14 protein-coding genes are annotated in these 10,284 nt (G+C 57.2%); 11 read left to right on the forward strand and 3 right to left on the reverse strand.

The features are described from left to right. Window positions 1-3 precede the first annotated feature (3 nt). Window positions 4-1,041 carry a polysaccharide deacetylase family protein gene (locus ABYV89_RS02240; RefSeq protein ID WP_432821293.1) on the forward strand — a complete coding sequence of 346 codons (1,038 nt, stop codon included), beginning with the start codon at window positions 4-6 and terminating at the stop codon, window positions 1,039-1,041. On the opposite strand, the gene ABYV89_RS02245 is transcribed toward ABYV89_RS02240, so the two are convergent. Further along, window positions 1,018-2,010, reverse strand: a complete 993-nt coding sequence (locus ABYV89_RS02245) for a glucosaminidase domain-containing protein (protein WP_432821294.1) — start codon at window positions 2,008-2,010, stop codon at window positions 1,018-1,020. The genes ABYV89_RS02240 and ABYV89_RS02245 overlap by 24 nt on opposite strands. Before the next feature lie 116 nt (window positions 2,011-2,126). On the opposite strand from ABYV89_RS02245, the gene ABYV89_RS02250 reads away from it, so the two are divergent. From ABYV89_RS02250 to ABYV89_RS02265, 4 genes are all read left to right on the forward strand, one after another. Then, complete coding sequence (locus ABYV89_RS02250; protein ID WP_432821295.1) at window positions 2,127-2,543, forward strand: secondary thiamine-phosphate synthase enzyme YjbQ; 417 nt, start codon at window positions 2,127-2,129, stop codon at window positions 2,541-2,543. Window positions 2,544-2,647: 104 nt separating this feature from the next. Further along, the gene (locus ABYV89_RS02255) at window positions 2,648-2,812 is read left to right on the forward strand and encodes a hypothetical protein (RefSeq protein WP_432821296.1); all 165 of its coding nucleotides are present in this window, start codon (window positions 2,648-2,650) and stop codon (window positions 2,810-2,812) included. A 15-nt stretch (window positions 2,813-2,827) separates the two neighbouring features. Next, on the forward strand, window positions 2,828-3,304 hold the full coding sequence (locus ABYV89_RS02260) for a ferritin family protein (protein ID WP_432821297.1): 477 nt from the start codon (window positions 2,828-2,830) through the stop codon (window positions 3,302-3,304). A 198-nt stretch (window positions 3,305-3,502) separates the two neighbouring features. After that, window positions 3,503-3,901, forward strand: coding sequence for a hypothetical protein (locus tag ABYV89_RS02265; RefSeq protein ID WP_432821298.1), 399 nt, complete (start codon window positions 3,503-3,505; stop codon window positions 3,899-3,901). Between the two features lie 181 nt (window positions 3,902-4,082). Here ABYV89_RS02265 and ABYV89_RS02270 read toward each other — a convergent pair whose 3' ends face one another. Together ABYV89_RS02270 and mazG are read right to left on the reverse strand one after the other, a co-directional pair. Continuing rightward, window positions 4,083-4,475, reverse strand: a complete 393-nt coding sequence (locus ABYV89_RS02270; protein WP_432821299.1) for an FxsA family protein — start codon at window positions 4,473-4,475, stop codon at window positions 4,083-4,085. A gap of 266 nt (window positions 4,476-4,741) precedes the next feature. After that, entirely contained in the window at window positions 4,742-5,491 is a 750-nt protein-coding gene (mazG, locus tag ABYV89_RS02275; protein ID WP_432821300.1) for a nucleoside triphosphate pyrophosphohydrolase, read from the reverse strand. 237 nt (window positions 5,492-5,728) lie between these two features. On the opposite strand from mazG, the gene ABYV89_RS02280 reads away from it, so the two are divergent. The 6 genes from ABYV89_RS02280 to ABYV89_RS02305 form a co-directional block, all read left to right on the forward strand. After that, complete coding sequence (locus tag ABYV89_RS02280) at window positions 5,729-6,274, forward strand: YceD family protein (protein ID WP_432821301.1); 546 nt, start codon at window positions 5,729-5,731, stop codon at window positions 6,272-6,274. Between the two features lie 80 nt (window positions 6,275-6,354). Then, the gene (gene rpmF, locus ABYV89_RS02285) at window positions 6,355-6,534 is read left to right on the forward strand and encodes a 50S ribosomal protein L32 (RefSeq protein ID WP_432821302.1); all 180 of its coding nucleotides are present in this window, start codon (window positions 6,355-6,357) and stop codon (window positions 6,532-6,534) included. Window positions 6,535-6,558: 24 nt separating this feature from the next. Further along, the gene (gene plsX, locus ABYV89_RS02290; protein WP_432821307.1) at window positions 6,559-7,632 is read left to right on the forward strand and encodes a phosphate acyltransferase PlsX; all 1,074 of its coding nucleotides are present in this window, start codon (window positions 6,559-6,561) and stop codon (window positions 7,630-7,632) included. After that, window positions 7,629-8,609 (forward strand): beta-ketoacyl-ACP synthase III, encoded by a 981-nt coding sequence (locus ABYV89_RS02295; protein ID WP_432821303.1) that lies wholly within the window; start codon window positions 7,629-7,631, stop codon window positions 8,607-8,609. Before plsX ends, ABYV89_RS02295 begins: the two co-directional genes overlap by 4 nt. A gap of 41 nt (window positions 8,610-8,650) precedes the next feature. Beyond that, window positions 8,651-9,565, forward strand: coding sequence for an ACP S-malonyltransferase (gene fabD, locus ABYV89_RS02300; RefSeq protein ID WP_432821304.1), 915 nt, complete (start codon window positions 8,651-8,653; stop codon window positions 9,563-9,565). Between the two features lie 75 nt (window positions 9,566-9,640). Next, window positions 9,641-10,284 (forward strand): SDR family NAD(P)-dependent oxidoreductase (locus tag ABYV89_RS02305; RefSeq protein ID WP_432821305.1); only part of this gene is annotated, 644 nt, incomplete at its 3' end.

Genomic DNA, 10,284 nt, shown 5'->3' on the forward strand with positions numbered 1-10,284 from the left:
TCTATGCTCAGGCTGTCTATCTTTTGTCTCTTTCTGCTGTTGACCATCTCCCCGGCTTATGCCGAAGGTCAGGCCAATGTCTTTGTCTATCATCGTTTTGGTGATTCCCGTTATCCTTCGACCAACATACCCCTGGAAACATTCGCCGATCAGCTCGAGCTGCTGAAAAGGCAGAATTATACCGTTTTGACGCTTGGCGAAATCGTTAGCAGGCTCGGTGCGGGGCGCGCCTTGCCCCGCTATTGCGCGGCGATTACCGTGGACGATGCCTATCGCAGCTTTCTCGCCGGGGCCATGCCGCTGCTGCGGCGGTACGGGTATCCGGCGACGCTGTTCGTCAGCACCGATTCGGTGGGCGGCGATGAATTTCTCAGCTGGGATGAGTTGCGCTCGCTATCGGCACAGGGGATTGAAATCGGCAATCACACGGCCTCGCACCCCTACCTGCTCAACCGCAACCGGGAAGAAACCGATGCGGCCTGGTTTGAGCGGATCCGGCTCGATATCGAGCGGGCCAGTCAGGCGCTGCGGCGGGAACTGGGCCAGGAGCCCAGGCTCTTCGCCTACCCCTACGGCGAATACACGCCCGAGGTTGTCGCATTGATCAGCGAGTTGGGATTTGCCGGGGCGACGGTTCAGCATTCGGGAGTCGTCTCGGCAATGTCGAACCGCTTTGCGCTGCCGCGTTTTCCGATGGGGGGGGACTATGCCACCCTGGCCGAATTCAGCGACAAGCTGTCCATGCGGCCCCTTGTCGTTCAGGTGATTGACGGCCAGGACCCCGTCGTGAGGGGTAATAATCCGCCCGAATTGGTCGTGGATATTCTGAGCAGCGAGGTCGACCTCACGCAGGTTCAGTGTTTTGTGCAGGGGCAGCAGGGATGTGTCATGACGGCGGATCCGGCAGTTCCGGGGCGCTACCGGGTGAGGGCGCAGCAGCCGCTGGACGGGCGGCGCAGCAGGTACACCATCACCGCGCCGGGGAGCAGGGGGCAGGGGTGGTTCTGGTTCAGCCAGTTATGGATTTTTCCGCAACGCTGAAAGGCGCGAACTCGGAGCGGCCGAGGAAAGGAGTCCGGCAGAAAAGGGTGCGGTTTCCTCGGTTTCGGCGGCCCGATTCTGGCGGAAGAGGATGGAGCCCAGGCGGTGCAGGCGGTTGCTGCGGATGATGGTTCGGATCTGCTTTACGTAATCTTCACCCCGTTCGGAATAACGGGTCAGGCCAGCGGCCAGCACGATTCCCTGCAACGGTCGTCCTTCGGCTCGCATCCTGGCCCGCTGTTCCCGCAGGGATGTGTAGGCCCTGTGGGTGTTGAGGTTGTTCATGTAGGAGGCCACGGATTCGTAGATCGATGAAAAACACCGCAGTTCGTAGGTCCGGCCTTCCGGCCGATCCAAGGGAACCATGCCGGTTCCGGGGGTGAAGGTCCATTCACCGAACAGGTTGTTGCCGAGACGGGCGAAGCGGGAGGTTCCATAGGCGGATTCGGTGGCGGCCTGGGCCAGCACCAGGGAGGTTGGCAGGGTGTCGACCCGCATCAGCAGGGTCTCCCTGGTCTGCAGGTCTTCAAGCGGATCGCCGGAAACCCTGTACTCGGTGGTGATGGCTGAAAGTCGAGCCAGTTCATTGCCGGTCAGCGTCTCCCCCTGATCATAACGTCTCAGCAGGTCGGTCAGGGTCGTTTTATGCTCCCGGATTTCCTCGTTGGCCCGCAGGACAACCGGCAGCAGGGAAAGGAAAAATACTATTTTCTTTTTTTGTACCTGCGGGATGCGGTCGAGATCGGAAGGAAGGGCTTCGAGGAATATCGAGGGGATGCCGTCATCCAGGGTTCCCCAGCCGTAATTATGGCTGGAAAAAAGCTCCTCGAGTTCAAGATGACTGGACGGTCGCTCACTGTAGCATAATTGCGGGCCGGTCAGTTCTTCCGGTTGCGGGCCCATGGCACTCCCGGTTACCAGTGGGATGAAGAGCAGGGCCAGCATTAATTTAATAATGAGCATTTTCATGGCTGTAGTAGAGGCCTTCCAGTCATGGCTGAACAGAATTTGAGCCGACTAAAGCTCTAAACCTTAACACGGCTGAAATGAAATCACAACCCCGGCCGCACAAAAGAGAGGGATGGATGAAGTCGTTTCGCAAGGAATTATGGTTTGAAGTGCCGACCCGGCGCGGGTTTGTCAACATTACGCGCAAAATAGAAGCCTGTCTTGACGAGAGTTCAATCATGGAAGGGCTCTGCCTGGTCAACGCCATGCATATCACGTCATCCGTCTTTATTAATGATGACGAAGCCGGCCTGCAACAGGATTTTGATCGCTGGCTGGAACAGCTCGCCCCCTTCGACCCCTCTGGCTACGCTCACAACAAGACCGGGGAAGACAATGGCGATGCCCATCTGAAGCGTACCCTCATGGGGCGCGAAGTCGTGGTCGCGGTGACCAATGGAAAGCTCGATTTTGGGCCATGGGAGCAGATTTTCTACGGCGAATTCGATGGCCGACGCCGCAAGCGGGTGCTGGTCAAGATCATTGGCGCATAGGCCGCGGCCAGTTTATCGTATGCTGTATACGGTAGGCTCTTGAGGTTCTGCCGTTTGTATGGTAAAAGATTTAGCGATTAGAATTAATTATTGGGTGGTGCCTGATGGAAACGATCAAGACCGCAAGCTTCGAATACCTGATCAGTCTCGCCAAGGAAAAGCCGGAAGGTGGTTTTCTCTTTGTCCTCGATGGTTCCAGTTATCATATCAATGATGTGCTGGAAATTTCCCGGATCGCCGAAAAGCATGGCTATATAGTGATTTACTAACAGGAGGTTGTTCGCATGAGTTCTCAGGGAGCAGTTTGTTACACCTTTGAAGCTGCCGTCGAAATGGCGGTAAAAATGGAGAATGACGGTTTCCGGCATTATCTCGATGCCATGCGCAAGGTCAAGAACAAACAGGCCAAAATGATTCTGAAGGATGCCGCTCTTGATGAACTTGAGCACAAGCATCAGTTGGAAAAGGCTTTGGTTGAGGGGATGCTGACCGGAGCAGAGAGTATGAGTCGCCCGGTTCCGACCATGAACCTTGATTACGTGCTTAAGGCCAAGGAAATCAAGCCCGATGCCGATGCCCGCGAGGCGCTTGCCTATGCCATTCACCTCGAGAAGGAGGCGGTGGAATTCTACAAGAAAATGGCTTCCGGTTGCGCCGGTGCCCCGATGGGTTCGATTTTTGAAAAAATAGGCAATGATGAAACCCGCCATCTGAAGGCGCTGGAGGATCTGTACGAAGAGCATTTCATGACTGAAAACTGAGCTTTTCGCCTGATGTGATTAGAAAAGGCGGCATCGCATTGCAGCGATGCCGCCTTTTTTTGTGCAGAATGTCCTTGGATTCCCGTGCCGTCGGCAGGCTACCATATCGTGTAATTTATTCACGGGCTAGCCAGGTACGCTGTAAATGCATATAATTGTGGTGTTAAAGGTCTCAGATGCTCAGCAGGGGGTGATCTCATGGAATTTCCCGTTGAAGACATTTTGAACCGTCACATCGCGATGGGCGTCTTTGCTCTCTACGTCGTGATCGTGTCGTTACTGCGGGTGATGGCCGAGCAGGAGTTCTTCAGGCTGACGGCGCTGAAGAAAATCTGGGGCCGCACTCGCGGGCTGACGATTCACTTCATTTCCAATGTCGCCTTGCCACTGGTTTTTGCCATCGTTTTTCTCAGCCAGGGCATCGCGGCCCTTTCAGCTCCTGAAAGAATAAACGAAAACACAAGCCTCCCGCTCACGCCCGCCGCCTATATTCTCCTGGCGCAGGAAGGGCAGGGTCCCGCCGAATCGTTGGCGTCCGTCTCTGCACCTTTTTCCCTTTGCCCCAGGTCCCATCCCCTGGAAATCCTGCCGCCTTGAAAAGCCGTAAATGGATTGTGATCTGACTTACTGTTTCTGAAGCCGCCTCCGGGCGGCTTTACCGTTTCAGCCCGGGGGCGAACCCCGATGCTGTTGCTGTCCTGGAATGATGGGGATGGCTGCCTCGCGGGCCGGGGCAAGCGGAAAGGCCGGACGGGCTTTGGCCGTTGCGGGAAGTCGCTCAGTGGCGACGGATGGTGATCCGTCCCTGGTCGATGTAATGCTTCATCCAGCTGCGAACCAGCTGCTTGAGTAACGACCGGGTGACGGGCACCAGCAAGCTGAAGCCGAACAGGTCGGTGCAGAAACCGGGAGTGAGCAGAAGGATGCCTCCGGCCAGGATCATGGCGCCGTCAAGGAGCTCTTCGGTCGGCACTCGTCCCTGGTTCAGTTCCGACTGGATGCGGTAAGCCAGGTCGAGCCCCTGGGTTCGGGCCAGGTATGCTCCTGCTATGCCGGTGAGGATAATCAGCGCAATGGTCGGGGCGGCGCCGATCAGGGCGCCTACTTTAAGCAGGATAACCAGCTCGGTCACGGGGACAATAGTGAACAGAATTAATAGTCTTATAAACATTGGATTCTCACATGGGGATTTTGTTGGCCTGGGTTTGGCTGGTCGACAGAAAAAAAGAATAAATAAAATATTTTTTTATAACATGCTGTAAATACTCAATAAAATATCATGGCTAAAAAATAGGCAGGGTGTTGAAAGGTTCTGTAGCGCTTGCGTTTATCCCTGCGTAAACATGTTTTTCCACAGCTTCTCCACAGATGTTGTGGAAAAGCAGGCAAGTCCCTTGAGTGTTCGAGGTTTTTTTGATTCTTTGCTGGAACCATGAATTATCTCTCCTGGCGGTCATCTTTAAACTTGGCATCATGCTCGGCAATGACCTCGTCGTTGGTTTTGCGCAGGGCCTGTTCAAGGTCGATATTCAGGGCGCACCCCAATCGGGCCAGGGAGAAGAGGAGTTCTCCTATTCGGCTTTCCAGTGCGTTGTGCCTGGAACTGCGAACCTCCTCGCCAAGCTGGCCCAGCAGGTCGAGGGATTCTGAAAGCAGGCCGGCTGGGTTTCCGCCATTCTGCCCAGGCGTGGTTTTGCCGGCCAGTTTGCGGGCCATCTGCAGGGCGGGAAGGTGGCGGGGGATGTCGGCCAGGCTCCTCGGCGGTTTGCCCTGCTCGGAGTTCTCAAGGGCTTTGATCGCCTCCCACTGGTCGGCAAGCGTTTGAGCATCGCCCGCAGGGGTGCCGGCAAATACGTGGGGATGGCGCCGAACCAGTTTATCGGAGATGGCGGATGCGACGTCCGCCAGGGAAAACTCGCCCCGTTCCTCAAAGATGCGGGACTGGAAAACGATCTGCAGCAGCAGGTCGCCCAGTTCGTCCCGGATCGCGCCGCTTTCATTCCGGTCAATCGCATCGATAACCTCGTACGCTTCTTCAATGATGTAAGGCTTAAGGCTCTCCGGGGTCTGTTCCGCATCCCAGGGGCAACCCGTGGGAGAACGCAGGGTGGCCATGATGTCCAGCAGGCGCTTGATGGCCTTTTGAGCGCAGGGGCCGGTATTGTTGCCGCTATTCGGTTTGGTCATCTGCTCTTCGGCCCGCCGGAAGGTTAACGTCAGCTGTGAGTTGAGGCATGAGCCTACTCCAGGGCGCGATAATTTTCAAGAAGTCCTCTCTTTATGGTGTAATTAATCTCTTGCAAAGCGGGGCATATTGAGCTACAAAAAGCGGCTTTAAAACGGCATGTGCGAAGGGCTTGTTTTCCCTTGACAAAAAGGGGGCAGTCCTTATACTAACTCCTTTCAGACCGCTGGGGGCTTTTCTTGCAGATTCGGATCGCAGACATCAAGGACAATGGCCTGTCCCTCGACCTGGTCGAAGGGGTGGAAAGTTTCCCCGTACTGCAGGAGCTGCAAGGGAAGGGGGAGTGTCTTTTTACCCAGCCCGTTACCGTGAATCTGCGGGCCTTTGTGGTCAGTGGGATGGTTGAAATAAGCGGGCATGTTGCTACCGCTGCCGAGATTGCCTGCAGCCGTTGCCTCAAGCCTGCCGAGGTGGCGGTTGATTCGCGCTTTGATTTGACTTACACCCGCGAACTTCCCGAGGTAGAGGATGAGGGGGAGGACGGGAGCGAAATCACAGCCGAAGATATGGGGCTTATCCTCTTTGACGGCGATGAGATCGATCTGCTCGACGCCATCCAGGAGCAGGTGGTCCTGGCCTTGCCGTTTAATCCCCTGTGCAGCCGCAATTGCCGAGGGCTTTGCCCCCAGTGCGGCGCAGACCTCAATGAACAGGCATGTTCCTGCGGTCCGCAGGATTATAATATCAAGTTTTCTGCGTTGAAAAATTTCAAGGTTGATAAATGATTAGCCGCTGATGCAAAGAGTGCAAGTGGGCTGATAAAAACATGACAACCGGCCTGCCCGGTACGTAAGGAGTATTGACCATGGCTGTACCCAAGAAGAAAACATCCAAATCCAAACGCGATATGCGTCGTTCCCATGATGCGCTGGCAGCTCCCGGCATGTCGATTTGCCCTCAGTGCCAGGAGCCCAAGCAGTCTCACCGCGCCTGCGCCTCCTGTGGTACCTACAAAGGCAAGGAAATCGTCGGAACCGAAGAATAAGAGGGCTTTTGGTTGAAACGTCGTATCGTTGTCGCGGTCGATGCCATGGGGGGAGACAATGCTCCCGGCATCGAGGTGGAAGGTTCTGTCGCAGCCGCCAGGCAGTGGCAGATTCCGATCGTCCTGGTAGGTGACTCCGTCCGCATCGAGGAAGAACTTAAGAAGTACACCCTTGACGGGCTCGATATTTCGGTCCGGCATGCCAGCGAAGTTGTCGGGATGCATGACTCGGCATCGGACGCCGTACGCAAGAAAAAAGACTCCTCGATCCGGGTTGCCTTCAACCTGGTGAAAAACGAAGAGGCTCATGCCGTGGTCAGCGCCGGGAATTCCGGGGCGACCATGGCCGCCGGGATGTTCGTGCTGGGGCGAATCAAGGGGATCGATCGTCCTGCCATCGCCACCATCATGCCCAGCCTCAAGGATAACACCCTGGTTCTTGACGTGGGGGGCAATGTCGATTGCAAGCCCCAGCACCTGGCCCAGTTTGCTCTCATGGGCGAAGTCTATGCCCGGCACATTCTCGGCAAACCGGCTCCAAGGGTCGGCTTGCTGTCGAATGGCGAAGAGGAAAGCAAGGGCAATGAGCTGACCCGGGATGCCCACCGACTGCTGAAGGGAACGCGTTCGTCCTATGTCGGTTATATCGAGGGGCGCGACGTTTTCAATGGTTCTGTCGATGTGGTGGTCTGCGACGGCTTTGTCGGAAATGTTGTCCTGAAGCTTTCCGAGGGGCTGGCCGACGCCATCGGTACCATGCTGAAAAAAGAAATCGGTTCACGTTTTCTCGCCAAAATAGGCTACCTGCTGGCACGACCTGCCTTTCAGGCCTTCAAGAAGAAGGTTGACTACGCCGAATACGGCGGGGCTCCGCTGCTTGGCATCGGCGGGACCGGTGTGATCTGTCATGGCGGGTCGAGCAGCAAGGCGATTCAGAACGCGATCTTCCAGGCGCGTGAATCGGTCGCCAGGGAAATCAATAACGCATTGGTGGCCCAGCTTGGTAAGAGCGCTCTTGAACGGGAGTCGCTTCAAGTTGCGGAGAAAGCGGACCCTGCTTGTGCTGAAGTCGAGCCAGCCAAGGGAGTAGGTGGTTGAAAAAAGCGAGAATCATCGGGACCGGGTCCTATGTTCCAGAGAAAGTTCTGACCAACAAGGACCTGGAGCAGTTTCTGGATACCACGGATGAGTGGATCCTGACCCGCACCGGAATCCGCGAGCGCCACATCGTTGCTGAAGGCGAGTTTACCTCGGATCTTGCGGCCCACGCGGCTCGCCGTGCCATGGAAATGGCCGGGACGCCCGCAGAGGCCATCGATCTGGTCGTGGTCGGTACCATCACCGGCGATTTTCCCTGGCCCGCCACAGCTTGCCTGGTTCAGCAGAAGATTGGCGCGGTCAACGCCTATGCCTATGATGTTTCTGCGGCCTGCAGCGGTTTTGTTTATGCCCTTTCGGCGGCGGTCTCTGCCATCGAGAGCGGCCGGATAAAGAAGGCCCTGGTTATCGGCGCAGAGGTCCTTTCAAGGATCGTCGACTGGACTGATCGCAACACCTGTGTGCTGTTTGGGGACGGAGCCGGGGCCGTGGTGCTCGAGGCCGGCGATGGTGATGCCGGTGTGTTGTCGACCCACCTCCACTCGGACGGCAGTTTCTGGGAGTTGCTCTATCAGCCCGGGTTCGGCAGTCGTTACCCGGCTTCCGAGGATGGTCTCAAGCAGCGCCTGCCGTTTCTCAAGATGCAGGGGAACGAGGTTTTCAAGGTGGCGGTTCGTTCCCTTGCCGAAGTCGCCCTTGAGGCTCTGCAGGCAAACGGCATGGGCGTCAATGACGTCTCCCTGTTCATCCCGCACCAGGCCAACCGCCGCATTCTCGAGGCTTCGGCCAAGCGGATCGGGCTGGGCGATGACCAGGTCTACATCAATGTCGACCGTTTTGGTAATACCTCCGGGGCGTCGATCCCCCTCGCGCTGGACGAGGCCAACCGGGCCGGCCGGATCAAGCCTGGCGACATGGTTCTACTTGACGCCTTCGGCGGCGGATTTACCTGGGCTTCGGCCCTGATCCGCTGGTAACCATTGGATCAAATCATTCAACACAGGGAAATGACAGGCCGATGATTGCATTTGTTTTCCCCGGTCAGGGGTCGCAGTTTGCCGGAATGGGCAAGGATCTTGCCGAAAACTTTTCTGTCGCCAGGGAGGTCTTTGAAGAGGCCAATGAGGCCCTCGGCTTCGATCTCGCCTCTCTCTGCTTCAACGGGCCCGATGAAGACCTCAGGCTGACCACCAATACCCAGCCGGCGATTCTTACCGTCAGCATTGCCGCCCTGCGGGTGCTGCAGCAGGAAACCGGGCTGCAGCCCGCCTATGCCGCCGGGCATTCGCTGGGTGAGTTCTCTGCCCTGGTCTGCGCCGGAACCCTGGCTTTTGCCGATGCCGTCCGTACCGTGCGCAAGCGCGGCGCCTTCATGCAGGAGGCGGTTCCGGTAGGGGTTGGCTCGATGGCTGCGATGATGGGCCTCGAGGATGGCGCCATTGACGGAATCTGTGCCGAGGCGGCCCAGGGTGAGGTGGTCTCGCCGGCCAACTTCAACAGTCCGGGACAGGTTGTTATCGCCGGTCATGCCAGCGCGGTGGACCGAGCCATCGAACTCGCCAAGGCTGCCGGTGCCAAGCGCGCACTGCCGCTGCCGGTCAGCGCTCCCTTTCATTGTTCGTTGATGAAGCCGGCCGGTGACCGTCTTGCCGAAGTTCTTGCCGCAATAAACTTTGCCCCGATGCAGGTACCGGTTGTGAGCAATGTCGAAGCTCTGCCCAATGCCGATATGGCTCGGGTTATGGGGCTGCTGGTCCAGCAGGTCAGCGCACCGGTCCGTTGGGATGAGTCGGTGATTAAAATGTCCGAACTGGGCGTCGAGAGATTTATCGAGATCGGTCCCGGAAAAGTCCTGTCCGGACTGATCAAGCGTATCGCCAAGGGGGCGGTAATCCAGAATGTCGAGGATGTCGCAAGCTTGAAAAAGCTGTAATAAACCTTCTGCCTGAACCTGAATGAACGGGTTCGTTGACAGGGCGGAACTTTTATTGGTAAGAAAGGAGACTCTATGGCAAAAGATAAAGTTGCCATTGTAACCGGGGCGTCCCGGGGAATCGGTAAAAGCATCTCCCTGGCGCTGGCTGCCTGCGGTGCCAAGATCGTCGCCGTCGACATCGACCTCGCTGCTACCGAAGCGATGGTTGCCGAGCTTAAGGCCAACGGAACCGAAGCGATTGCCGTGCAGGGGAATGTCACTGTTACCGCTGACGCCGAAAAGATGGTGCAGGCTGGCGTTGATGCCTTCGGCCGGGTTGACATCCTGGTCAATAATGCCGGCATCACCCGCGATGCCCTGCTGCTGCGGATGAAGGATGAAGATTGGGACGCCGTTCTCACGGTCAACCTCAAGGGGGCTTTCCTCTGTACCCGGGCTGCCGCCAAGGTCATGTCCAAGCAGCGTTACGGACGGATCATCAACATCGCCTCGGTGGTCGGTCAGATGGGTAACGCCGGGCAGGCCAACTACTGCGCCAGCAAGGCCGGTCTCATGGGGCTGACCCGCTCCAATGCCCGGGAACTGGCGAAACGCAATGTGACGGTGAATGCCGTCGCCCCCGGCTTCATCGCCACCGACATGACCGACGCTCTGCCGGAGAAGGTCCGGGAGGAGCTGGCCGCGCAGATCCCCCTGGCCCGCCTGGGGAGCGCCGA

This window comes from Trichloromonas sp. (assembly GCF_041583255.1).
Taxonomy (GTDB): domain Bacteria; phylum Desulfobacterota; class Desulfuromonadia; order Desulfuromonadales; family Trichloromonadaceae; genus Trichloromonas.

Bases quoted from the DNA above. Each gene is read 5' to 3' on its own strand.
- ABYV89_RS02240 (WP_432821293.1), top strand. From the start codon at position 4: ATGCTCAGGCTGTCTATCTTTTGTCTCTTTCTGCTGTTGACCATCTCC.
- mazG (WP_432821300.1), bottom strand. From the start codon at position 5,491: ATGACCAAACCGAATAGCGGCAACAATACCGGCCCCTGCGCTCAAAAG.
- ABYV89_RS02270 (WP_432821299.1), bottom strand. From the start codon at position 4,475: ATGTTTATAAGACTATTAATTCTGTTCACTATTGTCCCCGTGACCGAG.
- ABYV89_RS02245 (WP_432821294.1), bottom strand. From the start codon at position 2,010: ATGAAAATGCTCATTATTAAATTAATGCTGGCCCTGCTCTTCATCCCA.
- ABYV89_RS02250 (WP_432821295.1), top strand. From the start codon at position 2,127: ATGAAGTCGTTTCGCAAGGAATTATGGTTTGAAGTGCCGACCCGGCGC.
- ABYV89_RS02265 (WP_432821298.1), top strand. From the start codon at position 3,503: ATGGAATTTCCCGTTGAAGACATTTTGAACCGTCACATCGCGATGGGC.
- ABYV89_RS02260 (WP_432821297.1), top strand. From the start codon at position 2,828: ATGAGTTCTCAGGGAGCAGTTTGTTACACCTTTGAAGCTGCCGTCGAA.
- fabD (WP_432821304.1), top strand. From the start codon at position 8,651: ATGATTGCATTTGTTTTCCCCGGTCAGGGGTCGCAGTTTGCCGGAATG.
- ABYV89_RS02255 (WP_432821296.1), top strand. From the start codon at position 2,648: ATGGAAACGATCAAGACCGCAAGCTTCGAATACCTGATCAGTCTCGCC.
- rpmF (WP_432821302.1), top strand. From the start codon at position 6,355: ATGGCTGTACCCAAGAAGAAAACATCCAAATCCAAACGCGATATGCGT.